At 63.8% G+C, this 24,003-nt stretch carries 22 protein-coding genes; 8 read left to right on the forward strand and 14 right to left on the reverse strand.

What is annotated here, in order from left to right:
- Window positions 1-13 precede the first annotated feature (13 nt).
- The 3 genes from purE (at window position 14) to VGE08_RS04520 (ending at window position 3,167) form a co-directional block, all read left to right on the forward strand.
- Window positions 14-520 carry a 5-(carboxyamino)imidazole ribonucleotide mutase gene (purE, locus tag VGE08_RS04510; protein WP_331066665.1) on the forward strand — a complete coding sequence of 169 codons (507 nt, stop codon included), beginning with the start codon at window positions 14-16 and terminating at the stop codon, window positions 518-520.
- On the forward strand, window positions 517-1,599 hold the full coding sequence (locus VGE08_RS04515) for a 5-(carboxyamino)imidazole ribonucleotide synthase (protein ID WP_331066666.1): 1,083 nt from the start codon (window positions 517-519) through the stop codon (window positions 1,597-1,599). Before purE ends, VGE08_RS04515 begins: the two co-directional genes overlap by 4 nt.
- Before the next feature lie 182 nt (window positions 1,600-1,781).
- Complete coding sequence (locus VGE08_RS04520; RefSeq protein ID WP_331066667.1) at window positions 1,782-3,167, forward strand: AAA family ATPase; 1,386 nt, start codon at window positions 1,782-1,784, stop codon at window positions 3,165-3,167.
- A gap of 12 nt (window positions 3,168-3,179) precedes the next feature.
- On the opposite strand, the gene VGE08_RS04525 is transcribed toward VGE08_RS04520, so the two are convergent.
- From VGE08_RS04525 to VGE08_RS26510, 7 genes are all read right to left on the reverse strand, one after another.
- Window positions 3,180-3,407 (reverse strand): hypothetical protein, encoded by a 228-nt coding sequence (locus VGE08_RS04525; protein ID WP_331066668.1) that lies wholly within the window; start codon window positions 3,405-3,407, stop codon window positions 3,180-3,182.
- A 66-nt stretch (window positions 3,408-3,473) separates the two neighbouring features.
- The gene (tldD, locus tag VGE08_RS04530; RefSeq protein ID WP_331066669.1) at window positions 3,474-4,979 is read right to left on the reverse strand and encodes a metalloprotease TldD; all 1,506 of its coding nucleotides are present in this window, start codon (window positions 4,977-4,979) and stop codon (window positions 3,474-3,476) included.
- Between the two features lie 67 nt (window positions 4,980-5,046).
- Window positions 5,047-5,961 (reverse strand): carbon-nitrogen hydrolase family protein, encoded by a 915-nt coding sequence (locus tag VGE08_RS04535; RefSeq protein ID WP_331066670.1) that lies wholly within the window; start codon window positions 5,959-5,961, stop codon window positions 5,047-5,049.
- Window positions 5,954-9,937, reverse strand: coding sequence for a YhdP family protein (locus VGE08_RS04540; protein ID WP_331066671.1), 3,984 nt, complete (start codon window positions 9,935-9,937; stop codon window positions 5,954-5,956). Before VGE08_RS04540 ends, VGE08_RS04535 begins: the two co-directional genes overlap by 8 nt.
- A 104-nt stretch (window positions 9,938-10,041) precedes the next feature.
- The gene (gene rng / locus VGE08_RS04545) at window positions 10,042-11,526 is read right to left on the reverse strand and encodes a ribonuclease G (protein ID WP_331066672.1); all 1,485 of its coding nucleotides are present in this window, start codon (window positions 11,524-11,526) and stop codon (window positions 10,042-10,044) included.
- The gene (locus VGE08_RS04550) at window positions 11,523-12,161 is read right to left on the reverse strand and encodes a Maf family protein (RefSeq protein WP_331066673.1); all 639 of its coding nucleotides are present in this window, start codon (window positions 12,159-12,161) and stop codon (window positions 11,523-11,525) included. The genes rng and VGE08_RS04550 overlap by 4 nt, the downstream gene beginning before the upstream one ends.
- A 159-nt stretch (window positions 12,162-12,320) precedes the next feature.
- The gene (locus tag VGE08_RS26510) at window positions 12,321-13,265 is read right to left on the reverse strand and encodes an O-acetyl-ADP-ribose deacetylase (protein WP_331066674.1); all 945 of its coding nucleotides are present in this window, start codon (window positions 13,263-13,265) and stop codon (window positions 12,321-12,323) included.
- A gap of 263 nt (window positions 13,266-13,528) precedes the next feature.
- On the opposite strand from VGE08_RS26510, the gene VGE08_RS04560 reads away from it, so the two are divergent.
- Window positions 13,529-14,368, forward strand: coding sequence for a serine/threonine-protein kinase (locus VGE08_RS04560; RefSeq protein ID WP_331066675.1), 840 nt, complete (start codon window positions 13,529-13,531; stop codon window positions 14,366-14,368).
- A 21-nt stretch (window positions 14,369-14,389) separates the two neighbouring features.
- Here the strand turns inward: VGE08_RS04560 and rlmH are convergent, their stop codons facing one another.
- The 4 genes from rlmH to holA are packed head-to-tail and all read right to left on the reverse strand — an operon-like array spanning window position 14,390 to window position 17,156.
- The gene (gene rlmH / locus VGE08_RS04565; RefSeq protein ID WP_331066676.1) at window positions 14,390-14,860 is read right to left on the reverse strand and encodes a 23S rRNA (pseudouridine(1915)-N(3))-methyltransferase RlmH; all 471 of its coding nucleotides are present in this window, start codon (window positions 14,858-14,860) and stop codon (window positions 14,390-14,392) included.
- Between the two features lie 53 nt (window positions 14,861-14,913).
- The gene (rsfS, locus tag VGE08_RS04570) at window positions 14,914-15,444 is read right to left on the reverse strand and encodes a ribosome silencing factor (protein WP_331066677.1); all 531 of its coding nucleotides are present in this window, start codon (window positions 15,442-15,444) and stop codon (window positions 14,914-14,916) included.
- A gap of 2 nt (window positions 15,445-15,446) precedes the next feature.
- Entirely contained in the window at window positions 15,447-16,103 is a 657-nt protein-coding gene (gene nadD / locus VGE08_RS04575) for a nicotinate-nucleotide adenylyltransferase (RefSeq protein WP_331066678.1), read from the reverse strand.
- Window positions 16,104-16,133: 30 nt separating this feature from the next.
- Window positions 16,134-17,156, reverse strand: a complete 1,023-nt coding sequence (holA, locus tag VGE08_RS04580; RefSeq protein ID WP_331066679.1) for a DNA polymerase III subunit delta — start codon at window positions 17,154-17,156, stop codon at window positions 16,134-16,136.
- 269 nt (window positions 17,157-17,425) lie between these two features.
- Between holA and VGE08_RS04585 the strand changes: the two genes are divergently transcribed.
- The 3 genes from VGE08_RS04585 to VGE08_RS04595 all read left to right on the forward strand — a co-directional run bounded on the left by VGE08_RS04585 (window position 17,426) and on the right by VGE08_RS04595 (window position 20,821).
- Window positions 17,426-17,749 (forward strand): hypothetical protein, encoded by a 324-nt coding sequence (locus VGE08_RS04585; protein WP_331066680.1) that lies wholly within the window; start codon window positions 17,426-17,428, stop codon window positions 17,747-17,749.
- Between the two features lie 114 nt (window positions 17,750-17,863).
- A complete protein-coding gene (locus VGE08_RS04590; protein WP_331066681.1) occupies window positions 17,864-19,864 on the forward strand; it encodes a TonB-dependent receptor in 2,001 nt (666 codons plus the stop codon).
- 45 nt (window positions 19,865-19,909) lie between these two features.
- Window positions 19,910-20,821, forward strand: coding sequence for a LysR family transcriptional regulator (locus VGE08_RS04595; RefSeq protein ID WP_331066682.1), 912 nt, complete (start codon window positions 19,910-19,912; stop codon window positions 20,819-20,821).
- A 3-nt stretch (window positions 20,822-20,824) separates the two neighbouring features.
- Here VGE08_RS04595 and VGE08_RS04600 read toward each other — a convergent pair whose 3' ends face one another.
- A complete protein-coding gene (locus VGE08_RS04600; RefSeq protein WP_331066683.1) occupies window positions 20,825-21,739 on the reverse strand; it encodes a DMT family transporter in 915 nt (304 codons plus the stop codon).
- Between the two features lie 113 nt (window positions 21,740-21,852).
- Between VGE08_RS04600 and pip the strand changes: the two genes are divergently transcribed.
- The gene (pip, locus tag VGE08_RS04605; RefSeq protein ID WP_331066684.1) at window positions 21,853-22,926 is read left to right on the forward strand and encodes a prolyl aminopeptidase; all 1,074 of its coding nucleotides are present in this window, start codon (window positions 21,853-21,855) and stop codon (window positions 22,924-22,926) included.
- Window positions 22,927-22,995: 69 nt separating this feature from the next.
- On the opposite strand, the gene VGE08_RS04610 is transcribed toward pip, so the two are convergent.
- Complete coding sequence (locus tag VGE08_RS04610) at window positions 22,996-23,439, reverse strand: hypothetical protein (protein WP_349258627.1); 444 nt, start codon at window positions 23,437-23,439, stop codon at window positions 22,996-22,998.
- Window positions 23,440-23,492: 53 nt separating this feature from the next.
- Entirely contained in the window at window positions 23,493-23,999 is a 507-nt protein-coding gene (gene lptE / locus VGE08_RS04615; RefSeq protein WP_331066686.1) for an LPS assembly lipoprotein LptE, read from the reverse strand.
- Window positions 24,000-24,003: the final 4 nt, after the last annotated feature.

Below are 24,003 nucleotides of genomic sequence, written 5' to 3' on the forward strand. Positions count from 1 at the left end.
ACTCCTCCCCCTTATGAAACCGTTAGTTGGCATCATCATGGGCTCGAAGTCCGATTGGGAGACTTTGCAGCCCGCTGCGGACACTCTGCAGCGCCTCGGTATCGCGTTCGAGACGCGGGTGGTCTCGGCGCATCGCACGCCGGACCTGCTGTTCGAGTACGCCGAAAAGGCGCGAGAGCGCGGCCTGGAGGTGATCATCGCGGGCGCCGGGGGTGCCGCCCATCTGCCCGGCATGACGGCCGCGAAAACCAGCCTGCCGGTGCTGGGCGTGCCGGTGCAGTCGAAGATGCTGAGCGGCATCGACTCCTTGCTGTCCATCGTGCAGATGCCGGCCGGCATTCCGGTGGGCACGCTGGCCATCGGCCAGGCCGGTGCCACCAACGCGGCGCTGTTCGCCGCCTCGATCCTGGCCAACAAATACGAGCCGGTGCGTGCTGCCCTGGATAAATTCCGGGCCGAGCAGACCGCCACCGTGCTCGCCAATCCCGACCCCTCCGTCAGCGCCGTTCCCCGTCCATGAAGATAGGCATCATCGGTGCGGGCCAGCTGGGACGCATGCTGGCCCTGGCGGGTTATCCGCTCGGTTTGCGTTTCGTGTTCCTGGATCAGAGCAGCGATGCCCCCGGCGCGCAGGTGGGTCGCATCATTACCGGCGCGTTCGACGACACGGCCAAGCTGCTCGAGCTGGCGAATGAAGTCGATGTCGTGACCTTCGACGTCGAAAACGTGCCGGTGACGGCGGTCGAGCCGGTCGCCAGGCAGAAACCGTTCCTGCCGCCGGTCAAGGCGCTCGGCGCCTCGCAGGACCGGTTGCACGAAAAAACTTTGTTCCGACAGCTGAAGATTCCGACGCCGCCGTTCGCGGCGGTCGACTCGCTCGAGGATCTGCAGGCCGCCGTGGAGAAGATCGGCTTGCCTGGCGTGCTCAAGACGCGCCGGCTCGGTTATGACGGCCGCGGCCAGTTCTATCTGCGCAAGCCCTCGGACATCGAGACTGCCTGGCAGACGCTCGGCACCGTGCCGCTGATCTACGAGGGATTCGTCGATTTCTCGCGCGAGGTATCCATCATCGGCGTGCGCAGCACACGCGGCGAAACGGCGTTTTATCCGCTGTCGGCGAACACACATTCGCAAGGTATTTTGCGCTACTCAATCGCGCCATATCGCCACGCCTCGTTACAGAAGCAGGCGGAAACATACATGCGCCGCCTGTTGAAACATCTGGACTACGCCGGCGTGCTCACCATCGAGTTCTTCGTGCGCGGTGGCAAGTTGATCGCCAACGAAATGGCGCCCCGCGTGCACAACTCGGGTCACTGGACCATCGAAGGCGCGCAGACCAGCCAGTTCGAAAATCACGTGCGCGCCATTCTCGGCCTGCCGCTGGGGAGCACGCGCCCCAATGGCCACTCGGCGATGATGAACTTCATCGGCAGCATCCCCGAGCTCGGGAACATTCTGCGGGTGTCCGGCGTACACTTTCACAGCTACGGTAAAGAACCTCGGCCCAACCGCAAGCTTGGACATTGCACCATCAATGCACCGTCGGCGGCGGCCCGGGACCGGGCATTGCAGCAGTTGCTCCGGATGAAGATGTAACTCGAGCCGCCCCCAGCACCGGACTGTGGCGACAGATTCTGGTGAATCGAGGGGTTTTTGTGTCCGGCTACGGTTCTTGCGTAAACTGACGGCCCCAGACGAGCGGCCGAGACCGGCCGTACCCCGAACACACCGCCAGAGACCTGCTTCACACAGATCAGTCGGAACAGATCACACCCCGCATGTATCTCGAACTGTTCAAGCTGCACGAATTGCCGTTCCGGCTGACCCCGGACCCGCAGTTCCTGTATCTGTCCAAGCACCATGCGCGCGCCAAGGCGTACATGGAGTCCACCATCTGGTTCACCGACGGCTTCGTGGTGATCACCGGCGAGATCGGCTCGGGCAAGACCACCCTGATCGAGACCTTCCTGAAGGAACTGGAGAAGGACGTGGTGGTGGCGCAGATCAACCAGACCCAGGTCACCGCCGTCGAATTCCTGCAGAGCGTGCTGGTGCAGTTCGGTTTTTCGCCGTTCCGGATGAAAAAGGCCGAGCTGCTGTCGACCCTGAACGAATTCCTGGTCGAGCAATACGCCAACGGCCGGCGCGTGCTGCTGATCGTCGATGAAGCCCAGAATCTGTCAAACAAGGTGCTGGAAGAGATCCGCATGCTCTCGGGCGTGGAGACCACCAAGGAGAAGGTGCTGCGTATCATCCTGGCGGGCCAGCCGGAGCTGAACGACAAGCTCAACTCTCCGGGCCTGGTGCAGCTGGCACAGCGCATCCGCCTGCGCTTCCATCTCACGCCGCTGTCCAAGACCGATATGGCGGCCTACATCCAGCATCGCCTGGAAGTGGCCGGCTCGCAGGGCCGCGAGATTTTCGATCCGGAAACATTCCCGCTGATCTATCGCTATACGGGCGGCATTCCGCGCCTGGTGAATACGCTGGCCGACACGTCGATGATGTCGGCGTTCGCGCAGGATCGCGCCAACGTCACGGTCGAGGATGTAAAAGCCGCGATCGAAGAGCTGCAGTGGGTCGAATATGCCGAACGGTCGGTGAAGCTGCAGGCGCTGCACGGCATGAACATCGGCTCGCATGTCGGCTCTCCGGGCAGCGCGAACGGCAGCGAGCCCAACGAGCGCCGCATCGTGCTCGGTCGCATCCTGGTCGGCTTCAACGGCCAGACCATCGCCGAACGCGAGCTCACGCCGGGCCGCTTCATCATCGGCCGCACGCCGGACAACGATCTGCAGATCGACAGCAAATACATCAGCCGTCATCACGCGCAGATAATCACCTCGATCCATACCTCGGTGCTGGAGGATCTCAACAGCACCAACGGCATCTACGTGCGCTCCAAGCGCGTCCGCCGCCGCATGCTCAACGACGGCGACGTGGTGCAGATCGGCCAGCACGAGATCATGTATTTCGACGAGCGCACCAATCGCAGCCGTACCGCCTTCCATGAACTGGACGACGATGCGCAGTTGCTGCATGAAGGTCCGGATCGCGGCCACGCCGCCACCCTCGCCCAGGACGACAGCGAACCGCTCGACGAGCGGGACGAGCAAGACGAAGAAGAAGAGCAGCGGGCCAACGAATTCGGCTCCAGCCGCTGAAGCCCCCGACGATCAGACCTTATCGTCGAGCGAGCGGCTGTCGTATTCGGCTTGTTTGGTTCGGTAGTCCTTGCGCCGCAGCCACAGCACCAGGCCGCCCATCAGGCTCAGCGCTCCGACGGTGAAAAACACGCTCGGCCAGCGCTCGGCCTGGACCAGCCAGGCCGCGGCCAGCAATGCCGCCCCGGCCAGCATGTACAGGTATGGCAGCAATTCGTAGATCGGACGGGAAATCCACATAGCGAACAATCACGGCCCGGGACGCCCCAATCCTACTACGTTATGGCCGAAAGAACCGCCGTCGGACTAGGCCGCCGTGCCGCCGACGGTCAGGCCGTCGACACGCAGCGTCGGTTGGCCGACACCCACCGGCACGTCCTGCCCTTCCTTGCCGCAAGTGCCCACACCCTCGTCCAGCTTCAGGTCGTTGCCGACCATGGACACGCGGCGCATGACCTCCGGGCCATTGCCGATGAGCGTGGCGCCGCGCACCGGCGCGCCGAGCTTGCCGTTCTCGATCAGATAAGCCTCGCTGGCCGAGAACACGAACTTGCCGGAAGTGATATCCACCTGGCCGCCGCCGAAATTGCGGCAGTACAGCCCCTTCTGCACCGAGCCGATGATTTCCTGCGGATCGTGTTTGCCCGCGAGCATGTATGTATTCGTCATGCGCGGCATGGTCATGTGCGCGAACGATTCGCGGCGGCCATTGCCCGTCGGCGCAACTCCCATGAGCCGCGCATTGAGCTTGTCTTGCATGTAGCCGCGCAGGATGCCGTTCTCGATGAGCGTCGTGCACTGAGTCGGCACACCCTCGTCGTCGATGTTCAACGAGCCGCGACGCGAGCCCAGCGTGCCGTCATCGACGATGGTGCACAACTCGGAAGCTACTTTCTCGCCGATGCGGCCGGAGAACGCGGACGTTCCCTTGCGATTGAAATCACCTTCCAGGCCGTGACCCACGGCCTCGTGCAACAACACACCGGGCCAACCCGGGCCGAGCACGACAGTCATCGTGCCCGCAGGCGCCGGCACGGCATCGAGATTGACCAGTCCACTGCGCACCGCCTCGTGCACCAGCTCCTTCCAGCGATCGTTCTCCAGGAATTTGCCGAAGCCATAGCGCCCGCCCGTGCCGGCATAGCCCTGCTCGCGCCGGCCATCTTTTTCGACGATCACGGAAACGTTCATTCGCACCAGCGGCCGAACGTCGGCAGCGAAGGTGCCATCGCTGGCCATCACGAGCACGACCTCGTGCGAGCCCGACAAGCTCGCCATCACCTGTTTCACTCGTGGATCGATACGACGTGCTTCCCTGTCGATGCGCTCCAGTAATTGCACTTTATCCGTGTCACTCAAGCCCTCGAGCGGGTCCATGGGCAGATACAACTGATGGCCGGCGGCCGAATGCCATGCCTGCACCGATTGGTTGGCGCCACTGCGTGCAATCGCGCGAGCTGCCAGTGATGCCTCGGTCAGCGCGGGCAGCAGGATTTCATCCGAATAAGCGAAGCCGGTCTTCTCTCCCGCCAGCGCACGCACGCCTACGCCCTGCTCGATGCTGTGCGAGCCGTCTTTGACGATGCCATCCTCGATCGACCACGACTCCTCGCGGCTCAGCTGAAAATACAAATCGGCGTAATCGACGCTGTAGCCCATGACGGTGCCGAGCACGCTGGCGATGCGATCCTCGTCGAGCCCCGAGGGCGCGAGGATGGCCTGACGCGCCACATCCAGCGGTTGCGAGGCGCTGAACGCCTGGGGCAACTCGATATGCAGACGGTCGCGAACGGAGGTCGAAGTGATGCTCATGATGGGTCTTGCAGTCCTGGAATCCTGGCAGGCGCGGCGCGCAACGCGATTGTAGACGCCGCTGCTGTCACGGTCTTGGTACGGGTGGCGCGATCGAAAAACGCCGATGCGACAGGGCCGGAAATCGCTCGCGCAGCTCGTGTTGTACAGTGCGGTCGATTTCCGCCACTGCAACCCCGGGCCCAGCCTCGGTGACGCGGGCAACGACCTGGCCCCACGGATCCACGATCAGCGAGTCTCCCCAGGTCTCCCGTCCATTCGGGTGAATACCGCTCTGAGCCGGGGCCAGGACGTAGCACAGATTCTCGACCGCCCTGGCGCGCGTCAACAACTCCCAATGCGCCTTGCCCGTTGGGGCGGTAAACGCCGAAGGCAGACTGAGGATTTCCGCCCCCTGCTCCTGCAGCGTGCGGAACAACTCGGGAAAGCGCACGTCGTAGCAGACCGCCATGCCGATATGCCCAAGCGGCGTGGGCACTACGCACGGCCGACTGCCAGGAGCGACAGTGGCAGATTCCCGATAGCTCTCGTTCTTGTGGGACCCGCCTCGATGGGGAATGTCGACATCGAACAGGTGGATCTTGTCGTAGCGAGCCACGCAGCGGCCGCGCTCGTCGAATACCAACGATGCCGCCGCCACACGATTCGGCTCGCCCTCGACGCGCAAGGCAATGGTGCCGCCGATGATCCACATGCCCAGCTCGCGCGCGCAGCGCCCCAGGAACGCCTGGATCGGCCCCTCGCCTGGCATCTCGGCCACGGCGATCTTGTCGGCCTCCTTGCGTCCCATGATGGCAAAGTTTTCAGGCAGCGCCGCCAGACTGGCGCCCTCCGCGCGAGCGCGTTCCAACAATACTCGCGCCGACGCTAGATTTGCTTCGACCTCTGGCACCGAGGTCATTTGCAGTACAGCCGCTCGAGTCGGGCGCAGCTCGCGCCCGTCGGCCGCGACAGCGCCGCTCTTGATCGTATTTTCAGCCACCCGATGCTTCTGCCTTGGCGTCCGCCGCGTCCACCCGCTCCACCACTGGGTCATCCCAGGGTCCCGTGATTCGATAGTAGCCGCGGGTGATGCCTTTGAGGGGCTCCTTGAACACTTGCGAGAAGAGCAACACCGCCGCTCCCACGACCGGACCGCCCGCCAGCGCGCCCGCCACTGGCAGCGACGCGCCGAGATTGCCTGTAACAACCGCGGTCTGATCGTAGTCACGCGTGCCCAGCCCGGTGCGGCCCGCAATACCGATCTCCGCCGCCGGTCCTCGCAACAGCAGATTGCTGGTGTAAGCATTGCCATCGCGCAGCTCGAAGTCGCCGTGCACCGTATCGAATGCGAGACCCTTCTCGGTGAGATCGCTGAAATCGAGCGCCAGGCGGCGTGGCAATGCGCCGACGCTGAACAACCCAAGCACGCGTCCGGCGCCTGGCTGCAAATTCACGATCTGGCCGGTCTCCGCTTCGACGCGAATGGCGCCCGACGCATGCACGAGAATGTTGTCGTCGTAGCCGCCAGGCCAGGCCAGGTTCGCTTTGATGGCGCCCCGCTTCGCTTCGATGAACGGCGTGTAGTTCAAGGATCGCAAAGTGGCTGCGACATCTTTGCTCTCGATGGTCGCATTCAACGTGGAGTGCGGACCCTCCGCCGTGTCGAGCCATTCTCCCTGCGCATCCATACGGGCCGACTCGGCGAGAACGGTCGCTTGGTCGAAGCGAATACCCTGTGGCACTCGCGTTGCCTTCAGCTCCACGGCGCCGATAACCCGCGAGCCCACCCGCATGTTGCTCACGTACACCTGCATGTTCGGCAGTTTGCGAGGATCCAGGTCTTCGTCTTCTCGTCTCGGAGCACCTGTCGCTCGCGGCGCCTTGTTGATGACCAACTGTTCCATGGTCGCGCGCAAGGGCTGCGAGCCGGTGAATGTTTCTGGAATCAGCACCTGTCCCGTCGCGCTCTCGCCGCTCACGTCGACGCGCCAGCCGCTCTGCGTCGCCTGCAACACGCCGCGCACGTCGGGGAATCGGTAACCGAACAACTGGAAGTCGGCGACACGCACGTTGGCCGCCTCCAGATAGTCCGAGAGTTTCTTGCCGCCGTCGGCTTGGGCCGGGCCCGCATTCGCATTGGCGTGCAACGCCAGCCAATCATCCAATACGAAACGTTGCAGGCTGCCCTCGATCCGCAAGCCACGGTGGCCCGGCAACGCCGGTGCCACGGCATCCGCACGCACGCCGCCGCGATCGAGCGTCCATCCGCCCCGTGCCTGCCGCATGCGAATCAATGCGCGCACGTCGCCATACGAGGTACGACTCAGCATCTGCTCATCATCGATTTCCAGTGCTACTTGTAACGCTCGCCGCTCGGCAGTGCCCTTGCCCAATGGCTCCGGCAATGCGATGCCCAGGCCGCGCAGATCGGACTCGATCTTGATATTGCGGCGGCGGGCCGCCTCGGTATCGGCGCTCGCGATGGGCATGCTGACGTGATAGTCGGTCGCTCCCTCCAGCTGCAACGCCGCCGGCAAAGAGAACAGTCTGTGCAATTCGGCCGAGCCGGCGCGGCCGTGCGCATCGAGCTGCGCGGCAGTCGCGCTCTGTTGGTCGATCTTCACTGTCAACGGGCCGCCGAGCCAGGCGCCTTGCAGGTTGGCTCCGGCGATGAGCGTGTTCTTCACCGTCAGCTCGCCGGTCAGCGACTGCACCGGGACAGCGACATCTCGCATCGTCACGCTCGCATTGGCGAAACGCGCGGTAACGTCGATCTCGCGATCGTCGATGTGCTTCAACGGCAGCGCGAGCTTCACATCCGCGATCATCGGGCCGCGGCCACCGAGGCGCGCGAATGTTTCTCCCAGCTTCGGGCCAATCGGACTTTCACGCAGAAATGCGAGTCCGGCACCGAGATCGCCGGCCGCCGCGGCCTCGATCGCCAGCTCGCTTTTCTTCAAGTCCGGAATCCGCGCAGTGGCGCGATCGACGCGAACATTGCCGATCGTGCCGCCCGTGGCGCGCACTGTCATGCCTTCATTCCGAAATTCGACCTCCGCGGCCAGCTCGCGTGCCGGCTGCCAACCGGGCTGATAGTCGAACAGCGCGTTCTCCACTTGAGCACGCGCCAGGAAGATTCCCTCGTTGTTACGGAACGGGAACGAGCGCATCGGCCCCTTGTATTGGAACTCCGCGGTGGCGATACGGCCGTCGAGCAGCGCGCGATCGAACCATTCCAGCGTTTTCGGACCGATCTTGTCGGCCGGCAGATACTTGTAGGTCGAGCTGACCTTCAGATCCTCGCCTTGTGCGAACAGGTCCAGCACCGGCGAGCTGCCGTCGTTGGGCAACGTCAAGTGCATGCGAGCGACGGCGCGGCCGTCATCGCCGTGCACCCGAAGCTGATCTGTGCTCACGATCAGGCCCGCGTCGGTCCGCTGCCACGACACGACACCATCGGCGGAGGACGCGATCAGCACGTCACGAAACATGCGCGGCAGATTGAATTCGATCTGCTGCGATGACAGTTGCAGCTGCCCTGCCTCTTGGTTGGCGTCCAGCGTGCCGCTGATGCCGCTGAGCCCGGGTGTGCGCTCCACCGGTGCGAACGACACTGCATCGAGATTCGCCTCGACGGAATAAGCGACCGGGACAGCCGCCGCCGGCCGGGACAGCGAGAATTTCACTTCGGTCAGCTCGCCTTTCGCCTCCATGGCGCGCACGCGGGCGAGCGCTTCGCTTTCGGGCAAGTACGCAAGTAACGGCCAGATATTTGCCAATGCCAGGCGATCCATTTTCGCGTCGACCTCGAGGGCACCCTGCGGGTTGCGCGACCAGCTGGCCGAAACTTGTTGCGCTTGCCACGAGGAATCCGACCGAGTCGCATCCAGATCCGACAGCGTCAGCTGCCACTGGTCATTGGTCTTCTGCGCGTTCAGTGTGAATGCGAGACGCGAGTAGCTGAGCGCTTGCGGCGCGATTGCAGCGGGCTCTTGCTCCGCGACCGGCTCCGGCTCGGGATAGGGCTCGATGGGGTACTTGGGCCGGCGCTTCGGCGGATCCTCGGGCGAGGCGGGCGGCACCAGCGGCGCTGCGGTGGGCAACGGAATGGTCCACGCCGGCAATTCTGTGGTGAGCTGTCCCACGTCGATCTTGGCCGAGACTTGCAGCAACTCTGCGCCCTTGAACGCGCCGCTGACTTGCACCGCGCCGTGACCGCTTTCAGGCGCGGGCCACGCGTCCGGCAGCAGATCGGCCCAGCCGGCCAGGTCGAGTTTTTCTCCCTCGACCTTGAACGTGGACAACAGCGAGCCCGATTCTTCGATCCGGCCCTCGGCGGTCGCCGCAAATTTCAGCTCGTGTCCCAGCGATGGCGGCAGCGAGGCCGCCCCTTGCAGTTGCAAAGAATCGCTGCTGCGCGTGAGATCGAAACTCACCCCGGAGAGCGACCAGGGACCGCGGCCGGTGATTTCATCGCGAAAGCTCACCAGCGCGTCGTGCACGACGAAGCGGCCGGTGGGCAGCTGCTCCAATGCAATCGGCTTGATGTCGCGCTCGGGCAGCGCGCTCTGCCCGAGCAGTTGAATCTTTCCCTCGCGTGTGCGGATCAGCGCGATCTCCGGCGCATCGAGCGCGAAGCGTCCCGCTGTCAGGCGGCCGTTGGCGATGGAGTTCCAGAGATCGAAACCGACGCTGCCGCGCCTGGCCACGAACAGCGTGCGAGTGCGATCCGGCGTTCGCACCACCGCGTCATCGAACACCAGCTCCGGTCCGTACAAGCGCAGCCGCGCGCTCAGTGTCCGGAATTCGACGATGAGGCCGCTGCGTTCGCCGATCCAATCCTGCAGCTGTACTCGATACTCCGGCACGCGTCCGACGATGAAGCCGAAGGTGGCGAACAGCAGGCCCACGACAATGGCGAGCGCCACCAGGGCGCCGAACAGCCATTTAAAGAGTTTTCGTGGGGCGACAGGCATTACTAGCGGTTAGTGGTTGGCGGTTAGTGGTTGGACAAGAGGCGCGGTGGATGATCCAGCCACTCCGACTAACCACCAGCCGCCAACCGCCAACCGCTTCTTCATCACATCAGCACCACATCGTACTGGTCCTGCTGATACAGCGCCTCGGTCTGAAGGCGGATGGGCTTGCCGGTGTGCACTTCCAGCTCCGCCAGCGCTGCCGATTCCTCGTCCAGCAGCCGCTCGATCACGTCCTGATGCGCCAGCACCATCAGCTCCTGGAACTGGAACTGGCGCGACTGTCGCAGAATCTCGCGAAAGATCTCGTAACAAACTGTTTCGGTGGTCTTGACGAAGCCGCGTCCCTCGCACGTTGGACACGGCGAGCACAACATGTGTTCAAGACTTTCGCGCGTGCGCTTGCGCGTCATCTCCACCAGCCCGAGCGGCGACACCGAGGAGATGTGATTCTTGGCGTGATCGGCGGACAATGCCTTCTCCAATGCCTGCAGCACCTGCTTGCGGTGCTCCTCTTCTTCCATGTCGATGAAGTCGATGATGATGATGCCGCCCAGGTTGCGCAGGCGCAGCTGGCGCGCGATCGCCACCGCCGCTTCCAGATTGGTGCGAAAAATCGTCTCCTCCAGCGAGCGCTGGCCGACATAGGCGCCGGTGTTCACGTCGATGGTGGTCATCGATTCGGTCTGATCGAAGATCAGGTGACCGCCGGATTTCAACGGCACCTTGCGCTCCAGCGATTTCTGGATTTCATCCTCGACGCCGTACAGATCGAAGATCGGCCGGTCGCCGCGATACAGCTCGATGCGCTCGGTCATCTCCGGCATGAAGGTGCGGGCGAACTCGATCATGCGCTGATGCGTCTCCGGCTGATCGACGCTGACGTGCTCGATGCCGCTCGACACCACATCGCGCATCACGCGCACCGGCAGCGGCAGGTCTTCGTGCACCAGATTCCCCGGACGGGTGCCGGCCGCTTTCTCACCGATCACCGTCCATAATTTCTGCAGGAACATCATGTCGGCGCGCAACGCGTCCGGCGTCGCGCCCTCAGCAGCAGTACGCACGATATAACCGCCGGGTTCATCGGGCCGGACGAACAGGCTGGCGGCTTCGCGCAGGCGCTGCCGTTCTGCTTCATCTTCGATGCGCGCGGAGATTCCGATGCCACGGCCTTTCGGCATGTAGACCAGATACCGCGATGGAATCGTGATGAACGTCGTCAGCCGCGCGCCCTTGGTGCCGAGCGGGTCTTTCAACACCTGCACCAATATTTCGCTACCTTCGCTGACCAGAGTCTGAATATCCGGCGTGCGCCCCTCGTCCACCGGCTGGTCGGGCTTGCCGTTCTCGCCCACCGCCGGATGCACGATGTCGGAGGCGTGCAGGAAGGCGGTGCGCTCGAGCCCGATGTCTACGAAGGCGGCCTGCATGCCCGGCAGCACGCGCGACACTCGCCCCTTGTAAATGTTGCTGATGAGACCTCGTTTATTGGCCCGCTCGAGGAAGATCTCCTGCAGTACGCCGTTTTCGACCAGGGCGGCGCGCGCTTCGCGCGGGCTGATGTTGATGAGGATCTCGGCCGTCATCCTTGAACCCCAGTGCTGATGCCAGCGCTGATTTCATTGCTGATGTGGTGCGCGGCCAGCAGCTCCGCGGTCTCGAACAACGGCAGCCCCATGATGCCTGAGTAACTGCCGGCGATGTGCTTGATGAAGATGGCGCCGCGGCCCTGGATGGCGTAGCCGCCGGCCTTGTCCGCCGGTTCACCGGTTCGCCAGTAGGCGCGCATTTCGGCGTGACTCAAAGGCCGGAAACTCACCTCGCTCACGTTCAACCGCACTTCGCTGCCAGCGGCGCTGCGAATCGCGACGGCAGTGTGAACCTGGTGAGTGCGCCCGGAGAGCAGTTCCAGCATGCGCACGCAGTCGCTCTCATCAGCGGGTTTGCCGAGGATGCTCCGATCGACCACGACAGTGGTATCCGAGCCGAGCACCGGCAGCCGCTGCGCTTCGGGCAGGCTTTGCCAGAGGGTGTCGGCTTTCAGCGCGGCCAGCCGGGTGACGTAGTCTTCCGGCGCCTCGGCCTCTGCCACCGCCTCGTCGACGCAGACCGGCGCGACCCGGTGCGCCACCCCGATCTGGGCCAGCAACGCGCTGCGCCGCGGGGACGCCGAGGCCAGGTAGATCAACGGCTTGGCGGAAGAAGTTGGAAGTACTGACATGCGCCGAAGGATACAGGCCGGAGCGTGTCAGGAACATTGTTAAGGTCCTGAATTAACCCCAACTGAATCTCAAATTGACGAGCGACCGGCCCGGATCCCACTGCAAGGGGACCGGGCCATCCGGGTACCGGGATGTAGTCCGCCGCCCTCGGGCGTCAATCAGAACTGTTGGTTGGCCAGGAAGACGTCCAGGTCGGCGTCGCAGAAGAACACCAGCGACACTCGCTCGATGGCTTCGTTATTGGCCAGGGCCTCGCTGATGGCGCTGGAGGCCACCGCCGCCGCTTCGTCCTTCGGATAGCCATAGGCCCCGGTCGAAATGGCCGGGAACGCCACCGAGCCGAGCGAATGATTGGTCGCCAGCGCGATCGATTTCTTGTAGCAGGACGCCAGCAACGCATCCGGCTGCTGATCGCGGCCCCACACCGGCCCGACCGTATGAATGACATAGCGGGCCGGCAATTTGCCGGCCGTGGTCAGCACCGCCTCGCCCGCCGGCAAGCCCCGCGGATAGCAGGATTCGCGCAGTTCCTTGCAAGCTTCGAGGATTTCCTGGCCGCCCCGGCGATGAATGGCGCCATCGACGCCGCCGCCGCCCAGCAGGGAGGAATTGGCGGCGTTCACCACGGCGTCCACGGACAGCCCGGTGATGTCGCCGGTGCGCACTTCCACCCGGCCGTTCAGGAATTCATGACTCATGCTCGCCCCCGGACGATCCTCGCCATGCACCCAGCGCAAGGCCGCGGCCGGCTCTTCGAACATCCGCAGCTTGATGTCGGCACCCACCGCCTCGCTGATGACGATCAATACGTGGGTGGCGGCGGCCAGGTTGCCGGGCTTGAACAAGGCCGCCCAGCGCACCTCGCAGGGCACGGCAATATGCAAAATATAGTCGCGAAACCGCTGGATCTCGCTGTAGTCCCAATTGCCGAACGCTTCACGGTAATCGGCGATGGCATGCATGCCGGGGACGTAAAGCGGATCGGAGCGTGCGCGATTCAGCAACTCGATCAACGATTCGGCGGTCAACTCGCCCCAGACTTTGAACCAAATCAGGTTCGCGCAGCCGTCGATTGAGTAGCTGGACTCCATGACTGTCGCCATTGCTTCGATCCCGTCCTGGCCAAGGCCGTGGCCGGTTCCTATCATAACCTCGTGGCGCGCCTTTGCACCTCTACGGTGGCGGGCAGCCACTCAGGGAATCAACTTAGGATGTTCCATACATTGACGCAGTCGCTCTTCACGCACTCGAATCGCTCGATCTGCAATGGGCCGATCTGGAATGAGTCGATGCCGGTACGGCCACTTTCGATGCAACCGATGCACAGTCAACCGTTCGTGCCGACGAGCGCAAAGTAAGGTCACGGATGAGCCCCGACGACAAGCGATTCCCTGGCAGCCGGCCGCGCGCGGCCTTTCCGTCCATTCCCGGCTACCGCTTCCTGCAAGCCATCGCACGCTCGCCGAAATCGGAGGTGCACGTCGCTCTGTCGGAGGAGTTGGGTCACAACGTGGCAGTCAAGGTGCTGCGCACCGGCCCGCTCTCCAGCCTGGAAGCGGGCGAGGAAGAGCGCTTTGAGCGCGAGCGCGAGCTATTGATGCGCATCAAACATCCGGCCATCGTCGACGTTTACGACTGGGGCCATGGCAAGGACTTCCGCTACATCGTCACGGAATATTTCCCGAGCGGCAGCCTGGAGCTGCGCATCCGTAACTTGATGACAGCGAAAGACAGTGTGGACATCTTCCTGCAGATCGCCGCGGCGCTGCAGGCATTGCATGCCGCGAACATGTGTCATCGGGACCTCAAGCCCGCCAATGTGATGATGCGGCCGGACGGGCGCATCGTGCTCATCGACTTCGGGCTGGCCAAGCACCTGGACACGGCCCACACCAACGCCGGTGAGGTTCGCGGCTCGCCCTACTACATCAGTCCTGAACAGGCCGAAGGCGCGGAAGTCGATCAGCGCAGCGACATCTACAGCCTCGGGATCATGTTCTACGAAATGCTCACCGGCCAGCGGCCGTTCCGGGGGCCCTCGGTAATCGCGATCATACAATCACACCGCAACGACCCGATTCCCGTGCTGCCTGCTTCGCTCGCGCGCTTCCAGCGCCTGATCGACGGATTGCTCGCGAAGGAGCCGGGCGAACGGTTTCCTACGATTGCGTCCGCGGTGGCGGAGTTGGCCCGGCTGAAAGTCTGAACTTTCCGGTTCAGCAGCCAATCAGGCGCGGTGGTAAGGATGGCCTTTGATGATCATCAGCGCGCGATACAAAGCTTCGGCCAGAACGACACGCGCGAGCGCGTGAGGTAACGTCAGAGCCGACAGCGACCATTTGAATTCGGCGCGAGCATCGACTTCGGGCGCCAGGCCCTCCGGCCCGCCGATACAAAACACGACGTCTCGACCATCCCTCGCTCGAGCTTGTAAGAACTGCGCGAGTTGTTCGCTGGAGAGGGAACGGCCACCGACCTGCATGGCCACGACATAGGCACCTTGAGGAATGGCGGCGAGCATCTTCTCGCCCTCCTTGGCGATCGCCTGAGCGGGGGAACTGGAGGCGGCGCGTTGACCGAGCGCGATCTCCTTCAATTCGAGCTTGTAGTCGCGCGTGAATCGCCCGGCGTACTCCTGAAAACCGGCGTTGACCCAGTCCGGCAATCGCGTGCCCGCTGCGACGACGATCAGTCGCATCGCCGGCCGGCATCGTCAAGGGCAAGCAACATCGTCGGACACGGCAACCGGGATCAGGCGCTCTGCTCAGCCGCTTCGCGGCGCGCAGCACTCACGTCCCACAGGCTTTCGAGCCGATAGAACTCACGTACCTTGGGCAACATGATGTGCACGATCACGTCCTGCAGATCAACCAGCACCCACTCGCCGTCGCGCTCGCCTTCCACGCCCATGGGCCGGAAGCCCGCCTTCTTCGCATGCTCGACCACGCGATCCGCGATCGAACGCACGTGACGATCGGAATTGCCGCTGGCAATGATCATCGTGTCCGTGATGTCGGTGAGCTTGTTCACCGGCAGCACTCTCACGTTGACCGCCTTCATCTCATCGAGCGCGTTCTCCACGACGCCGACCACCGGCTGCCTGGCGGGCACGGCCTTGGCCGCACTCTTCGCCGCCTTCTTCTTGGCGGCAGTGGCCGGCCCCTTGCTCGCCAGCTTCTTGCGGGCGCTGCTCAGCCTGGTGACCTTGGCTTTGGCAGCCTGTTTGGCCGGGCTCTTGCCGGCGCCGGATTGTCGTGAAGTCTTTGCTCGCTTGACGGCCATGCTCACCTCTTGGCTTGCGATTTGTAACAGCCGGTCTGCTCGATGATGGCCCGGACCGAATCGGGCATCAGATAACGCGGGTCGCGACCCATTGCGATCAGCTTGCGCAGTTCCGTGGACGAGATTTCCAACTGCGTCACCGCATGGATGTAGATGCACCCGGCGCGCTGCTCGTGCAGGTCGTTGATGCGGCCCGTGCCGCGATCGACCAGCAACTCGCCCAGCGGCCCCATGCTCGGCGCACGCCAGCCCGGCCGATGCGCCACCACCAGGTGCGCCAGCTCCAGCAGTTCACGCCACTGATGCCATTTCGGCAAGCCCAAAAATGCGTCCATGCCGACGATCAGGCACAGCGAGTGGTCGGGAAAGTCCGCTCGCAAGGTCCGCATGGTATCGACCGAATAAGACAAGCCTTCGCGGCGGATCTCGCGATCGTCGACGGTGAAGCCGGGCTGGCCCTCGGTGGCGGCCCTGACCATGGCCAGGCGCTGCTCCGCATCAGCCACCGTGGTGTCACGATGCGGCGGATTGCCGGCAGGCATGAAGCGCAGCTCGTTGAGGCGCAGTTCCTGCAGCAGCTCGAAAGCGGTGCGCAGATGTCCGAAATGAATCGGATCGAACGTGCCGCCGAAAATGCCGATCGTGGTCATGGTCGTCATGCTGCAAGCGTCATGCTGGAGGTCGGCATGTCACGCGGCGCTGGCGAGCCTGACGCCGGCGAGTCCCGCCACCAATCGCTCGAATTCCAGCCAGGGATCGCTGCGGATCACGCCCTTGATCATGCGGTCGGCGCGCTCGGCGCTGAGCAGCAACTCGCGCACCGCGCGAGGCTTCAGACGTGTCAACGCTTGTTTCATCGCAGGCTGACGATTGCGCCACACGTACAGCGCGTTCATGGCGCTGTCGGCGCTCTGGCCACGACGCATCAAATGCTGGCAGCGCGCGATCCACTGCAAATCCTTGTTCAATGCCCACAGCACGATGGGTGGCTCGACGTCCTCACCGCGCAACCCTTCCAAAACGCGCAAGGCCCGCGAGACGTTGCCTTTCATGGCCGCATCACCCAGCTGCAAGACGTCGAAGCGCGCGCTGTCGGCGACTGCATCGACGATCGTGTCCGCGGTGACCGGACCGGGTGGCAGCAGCAACGCCAGCTTTTCCACTTCCTGATGAGCCGCCAACAAATTGCCTTCGACGCGCTCGGCGAGCAGCGATGCCGCTTCGGCATCCGCTTTGAGATTCTGTCGGGCCAGGCGATCGCGAATCCACGCCGGCAGGCGCGCCAGCTCGACCGGCCAGATCTGCACCACCACGCCATGCTTCTCGATGGCGCTCACCCAGCGCGAGCCCTGCACGCGGCCGTCCATCTTGCCGGTGATGATCAGCACCAGGTTGTCGGCCGACGGCTCGGTGGCCAGCTCGATGATGGCGTCGGCGCCCTGCTCGCCCGGCGTCGGATTGGTCATCCGGATCTCGATGATCTTGCGCTCGGCGAACAGCGACATGGCCTTGCTGTTGGAAAGCAGGGCCTGCCAGTCGAAGCCGCGCTCCACCACGTTCAACTCACGCTCGGTGAACCCCTGGCTGCGGGCACGCGCACGCACTGCGTCGGCCGCTTCATTGACCAGCAGCGGCTCGTCGCCCGAGATCAGATAGATCGGCGCCAGTTGACGGGACAGGCTGGCCGCGAGGTTGTCGCCGGAGAGTTTCACAGCGACGGGCCGTTCGGGGGGAGAAAGGTCGAGAGCACTCGCGCCAAATTGACTTGCGTGACAGGACGCTGCCTGAAAAGGATGGGCGGATTATGGCCCAAGCCGGTCGACGGGCGCCAGCGAGGGATTCCGCCACCGAGGCAGCCGCGGGGCCGAAATCCCGCCGGGCCAGGACTCCGTCAGCAGGGCCAGCTAGGCTGCTTTGCAATGGGCCCCGTCCTCCGTTAGCTTACGGCAGGCCTGCGGTCCTCGTCATACGATCCGGCGATATGTCTATTCTCCACCTGGCGCGCAAATCCATTGCCCGGCCCCCGGCCTGGCTCCGGATCGCGCTCGTCGGCCTGCTGCTGGCGTTCGCGGTGGATTCGGTCGCCCATGTCGTGCACCAGCATGACAACACGGTCAAAACCCTGGGGGCACACGCCCCGGCCTGCGGCTACTGTGCCGCTTTCGACGGCCTGATCGACGCGCCCAAGCAGAGTTATTCCGCCACCACCGCGATGGTGTTCGCCGGGTATGTAGCCCCGGTCGCCGTTCGCGCCGTTTCCTTACGTCCCATCCTCGCCGCGCAAGCGCGCGCTCCGCCTCGATAACTCTCAGTTCGTCGCCATGCCTCGCCCGAGCACGGTGAGGTTCACCTCGTGCTTCGCATCCCTGGTCAGGGAGCGGCGCACGAGCTGACTGCAGTTATTCAGGAATGTTTCGTCATGCGCTCATCTCATTCATTGCGGCTCGCCCTGGCCGCGATGCTGCTCAGTCACTCGGCTTTTGCCCAGCAATCCAAAACCGAACCCAGGCCCGAGGAAGTGGTGGTCACTTCCACGGCTCTGCGCGAGAACCCGCTCGAAGTCGCACAGCCCACCACCGTGGTCGCCGGCGATGAGCTGCGCCGTCAGATCGCGGCCAGCATCGGTGAGACGTTGTCGAGCGAGTTGGGCGTCAGTTCCACCTACTTCGGCCCCAGCGCCAGCCGGCCGGTGATTCGCGGCCTGGGCGGCGATCGCGTGCAAGTCCTGCAAGACGGCCTCGCCGCGCTGGACGTTTCCAGCCTCAGCCAGGATCACGCGGTCACGCTGGAGTCGGTGGTGTCGCAGCAGATCGAGATCATCAAGGGCCCGGCCGCGCTGCTCTATGGCAGCGGCGCCGCCGGCGGCCTGGTGAATGTCGTCAGCTCTCGCGTGCCCACGGAAGTGCCAGCCAAGGTGCTCACCGGCGCAGCCGAGGTGCGTACCGATACCGCCAGTGAAGAACGCACCGGCGCCTTAAGTCTCGATGGCGGCGCGGGCAACTTCGCTTTTCACGCCGACTATTTCGATCGCGACACCGACGACGTGGAGATTCCGGGCTTCACCCAGTCGGATGCGCTGCGCAGGCAGCTCACCGCAGCTGGCGAGGAACCGGACGACGTGCGCGGCCATATTCCAAACACGGCCGGCAAGGCCAGCGGGGGCGCGATCGGCGGTTCGTATATTGGACAGAACGCGCTCGGCGGACTTTCATACAGCCGTTACGAAACGACCTATGGCATCCCGGGCGAAGATCAGGCGTTCATCGACATGAAACAGGATCGCGTCGACGGCAAGGCCGAGCTCGACCTCGACGGCGCGATCGACAAGCTGCGTCTCACGGGGGCGTACAACGACTACACGCACACCGAGTTCGAGGCGCCGGGCGAGCCCGGCACGATGTTCAACCAGGATGCGTACGAGTTGCGCTTCACGGCCGATCACGAGCTCGGGGCTGGCTGGCGCGGCAGCGCCGGTCTGCAGTATGTCGATGTGGATTTCCAGGCGATCGGCGCTGAAGCGTTCGTGCCGAGCTCCACCACGCAATCGCTGAGCGTGTTCGCCTTCGAGGAAAAGCATTTCGATGCATGGATGATTGAGCTGGGTGCGCGTGCCGAACGACAAAAGATCGACGTTGCCGCGGAGCTGCCCGACTATGACGAGACCGCCGTCAGCTTGTCAGCAGGTACGGTGTGGCAATTCGCCGATGAGCACGCGATCGCGTTGAACGTCACGCGCACTCAGCGCAATCCGCAGGCCGCCGAGCTGTATGCCGACGGCCCGCACGTCGCCGCGCAACGCTACGAGATCGGCGACGCCAATCTGGATCAGGAAACATCCTTCACCGCCGACGTGTCGTTGCGCCATACCGGCGGCGGTATCACCTGGACATTGAGCGCCTACTACAACGACTACACCGACTACATCTACGCCTCGCCCACCGGCGATCTCGAGGATGGCCTGCCGGTGTATGTTTATTTGCAGAACGGCGCCAGGTTCCACGGCTTCGAAGCGGAACTGAATGTGCCGCTGATCGACGATGGCGGGCGCCATCTGGGACTGCGGCTCGCCTCCGACTATGTGCGCGGCAAGCTCGACAACGGCGAGAGCCTGCCGCAGATCCCGCCGCTGCGCTTCGGCGCCGGCCTGCACTACGATCAGGACCGATGGCATATCGGTGCGCAGGCGTTCTACTACGACCGGCAAGACAAGCTCGCGCAGAACGAGTTGCCGACCGGCAGTTTCACGCTCGCCGAGGTGGACGCCAGCTATCGAGTGCCTGTTGGCTCGGCCAGCGTGTTCCTGTTCCTGAAAGGCACCAACCTGCTGGATGAGGACGCCCGCCAGCACGCATCGCCGCTGAAGGACATCGCGCCGCTACCGGGAAGGTCGTGGCACCTGGGAGCGCGGGCGGAGTTCTGAGCGACAGATCGGGACGCATGCGCCGATAGCGGGTAAACTGCGCGGATGCGTTTCGATCTGACCGATCTCAGACTGTTCCTGCACGTGGTCGAAGCCGGCAGCATCACTGCCGGTGCGGAACGCATGCACCTCGCCGTCGCGGCCGCCAGCACCCGAATCCGCAACATGGAGATCGAGCTGGGCACGCCGCTGCTGAATCGAGAGCGCCAGGGCGTTCATCCCACGCCCGCGGGCCGCACGCTCGTCCATCACGCGCGACAGATGCTCCAGCAGGCAGAACGTATGCGCGCGGAGCTCGGCGAATACGCCGATGGCTTGAAAGGCCACGTGCGATTGCTGTCGAACACCAACGCGTTGACCGAGTTCCTGCCCGAGCCGCTCAGCAATTTCCTGACATCGCATCCCCAGGTGAACATCGACCTGGAGGAGCGCCTGAGCGATGAGATCGTCGCCGCCATCGCCGACGGCAAGGCCGACATCGGCATCGTGGCCGGCACCGAGGACGTGACCGGGCTGGAAGTCTTTCCGTTCCGCGTCGATCGTTTCGTGCTGGTGACCTCGCCCAATCATCCGCTGGCGGACAAGCAAAAAATCGCGTTCGTGGAGGCGCTGGACAGCGACTTCGTCGGCCTGGATCGCGCCAGCTCGCTACAGCGGTTTCTTTCCGACAAGGCCGAGCGCATCGGCCGCCGGCTCAAGCTGCGCGTGCAGCTTCGCAGCTTCGACGCCGTATGCCGCATGGTCGAAGGCAACGTCGGCGTCGGCGTGGTGCCCGAAACCACCGCCGCCCGTAACAAGCGAACCATGCAGTTGCACGTGATCGAGCTCAGCGACGAATGGGCGCTGCGTAATCTGACGATCTGCGTTCGCAGCCTGCGCGACCTGCCCATCTATGCGCAGGATCTGGTGAAGTCGCTCGCGCAGCCGCCCGACATGCAAGTGTGGGTGGCGAGCTGAGCCTCACGCCGTGACGGCCGCCGGACGCTCCGAGCGGCTGGTGATCCACACCCCCAGCATCACCACCAAGCCGCCGATGATGGCGCGCGTCGACAGGGGCTCGCCCAGCACGATCACGCCGGTGAGCACGCCCACGATGGGAATCAAATTGGTGTAGACCCCGACAGCGCTTGCGTCGAGGTGTTGCAACGACGCGTTGTACAGCAAATAAGCCAGCCCCGAGGCGACCACACCGAGAAAGAGCAGACTCAGCCAGCTCATCAGCGGCAGCGGTGCCAACCCCTTGCCAGCCATGTGCGCCGTAATGACTTCAAAGCCAGCGAGCGGCAATAGCAATATTGCGCCGGTGCCCATCACGGCGACGGTGACCACCAGCGAATCCAACTCTGTCACCCGCTTGGCCAGCGCCGTATACAGCGCCCAGCAGATCACCGAAGCAAACATCAGCAGGCTACCGAACTGACTGGATTCGCCGCCGTTCGAGTCGCTGCCCGAAAACACGATCAGCACGCCGGCAATCGACATCGCGATGCCCAGCCAGCGCAATCCGGAAGCACGTTCGCGCAGCCACAAGACAGCGACCAGCGCGGTCATCGCCGGTATGGACGCCTGAACCAACGCACCTTGCGAGGCGGAGACGTAAACCAGGGCCAGATTGAACACGAGGTAGTACAACGCCACGCCCAGCAGTCCCATCAGCCAGAGTGTCGGCCAAGGCAAGCGATTTCCTGTGCGATGACGGGAAATCGCCAGCGGCAACAGCACCAGGGTGCCGAGAGTGACGCGCACGAACGCCAGCGCATACGGCGGCCACAGCGCGATCAGCTCCTTGGTCACCATGAAGGTGCTGCCCCACACCACCATGGGGATCAGCAGCAGGAGCATGAAACGGGTCTGGGTCGGGCGGCTGGCGGGCATAGCCTGCGATTGTCGCATGCCGGGCGCTTCCCTAACGGCCCGCGACGGCCGAAAATTCCCCCGCCAGATCCGCCTCGATTTCTTCAGTCCAGCTGCCTTGCTCCGGAGCACGAATGGCCACCAAGAAGCGCAAGACGACCCGTCGACCGGCCCGATCCGCCCCCGCCAGCAAACAGCGTAGTCACGCCCGTCATGCCGTGCTCGCCAAGCGCAAGCGCTCCGCCAAGACCGTCGGCGGCCTGCGCACGCTCTATCCGGCGGTGAAGCCTTACAAGAGCGGCATGCTGCGCGTCTCGGATGTGCACGAGATCTATTACGAAGAATGCGGCAACCCCAAAGGCAAGCCGGCGGTGTTCGTGCATGGCGGCCCGGGCGCGGGTTGCGACAGTCGTGCGCGCAGCTTCTTCGATCCGGACGCCTATCGAATCATCCTGTTCGATCAACGCGGTTGCGGCCGAAGCAAGCCGCACGCCAGCCTCGAGGACAACACCACCTGGCACCTGGTCGAGGACATGGAAAAGTTGCGCACGCACCTCGGCATCGAACAATGGCTGGTGTTCGGCGGCTCCTGGGGCTCGACACTGGGTCTGGCGTATTCGCAGACTCACCCCGAGCGCGTCAGCGAGATCGTGCTGCGGGGAATCTTCACCCTGTCGCAATTCGAGCTGCGCTGGTTCTATTACGAAGGTGGCGCCAGCGCGCTGTTCCCGGATCACTGGCCAAACTATGAAGCGGCGATACCGCCGGCCGAGCGCGGCGACATGATCAAGGCGTTCTACCAACGCCTCACCAGCGAAGATCGCGACACGCGTGTGAAAGCGGCGCGCGCCTGGTCCATCTGGGAGGCGGCGACCAGCTATCTGCACATCAACGAAGAAAACCTGCACAAGTGGGGCGAAGAGGATTTCGCGGTCGCGGTGGCGCGCATCGAGTGCCACTACTTCATCAATCGCGGCTTTCTCGAAACCGAGGATCAGTTGATTCGCAATGTGGACCGCATTCGGCACATTCCGGCGGTGATCGTGCAAGGCCGCTATGACGTGGTCTGTCCGATGCAGACGGCGTGGAAACTGCATCAAGCATGGCCGGAAGCCGAGTTTCATATCGTGCCGGACGCCGGGCACTCGGCGTTCGAGCCCGGTAACACGCATCAGCTGATCCTGGCCACGGATCGATTCAGAGATTAGTGGCCAGTGGTTAGCGGTTAGGGTTAGCGGTTAGGGTGGTTAGTAGAAGTTCTTTCTAGCCACCAACCACTAACCGCTTCGCTTTCGCCAGGTCGGCCGCGCGCCATCGTCGATGATGCCGCGGTCGATCAGCCAGGCGCGCGCGTCCTCCGCATCCTGTTCGAACCAGACGCGCGCGGAACCAAGACGAAACGTATAGCCCCACGCATCCATGTCCTGGCACATGCGTTCGCGACCGACGCCAGCCAGCTCGCCAGCCAGCAGGATCTGCAGGTAACAGACGCCATTCTCTTCGTCGTAGTCGCCGCCCGCGTCCTCATGCAACTGCGAGCGTCGCTGGTCATCCATGCAAATGAAATGACTGGCCTCGTGCAGCAACGAATGCAGCGGCGTGTCGGGCCGCCAGTAGATGCGGGCGCCGATCAACCCCGCTTCGCTCTCGCCCCAGTACGAGCCGGGAATGACAGCATCGGCGGCCAGCGCGACGCACTCCAATCCATAGCGGCTCAGCATCTCGGCCACGACGCCGGCGCCGACGTCAGTGACTTTCAACACATCCGCTGTGGTCACAGAGAGGCCAGACGCCGCACCACCAAGCCCGCCAGATCGCGCGCCAACGCCTCGCGAAGAATGGCTTGTTCCTTTTGTTTGGCGAGCACCGCGCGCTCGTTGTAGCTGTAGTCACGCGTCAACTCGACTCGTTGCGGCGGAATCAACTCTTCGGTGCGCCCGTCGACGGCGTACTCGATCGAGTAGAACACCTCGTATTCCTCGGGCGTATTGCGGCCGGAAACCGTCAACACCCGCTGCCCGCTCTCATCCTTGATGATCCGCACCACCGCGGTAGCTTCGTTCTTGTTGTTCGCCACGCGCGCGCCCGACGCCTCCAGGCTGTCGCGCAGCGCGCGATTGAAATCGGTATAGCGATCGTCGGTCTCGATATAGGTCGTCGCCATGACCGGCGACAGCTTGCTCGTGCCCTGCAAACGATAGCCGCAGCCGGCCAGCGCGGCGGCCAGAAGTACCGGCAGCAACAGCCAACGAGCGCGGGAAAGAGAGATCGAACAGGTCACGGGC

It is taken from the genome of Steroidobacter sp. (genome assembly GCF_036406195.1).
Lineage (GTDB): Bacteria > Pseudomonadota > Gammaproteobacteria > Steroidobacterales > Steroidobacteraceae > Steroidobacter.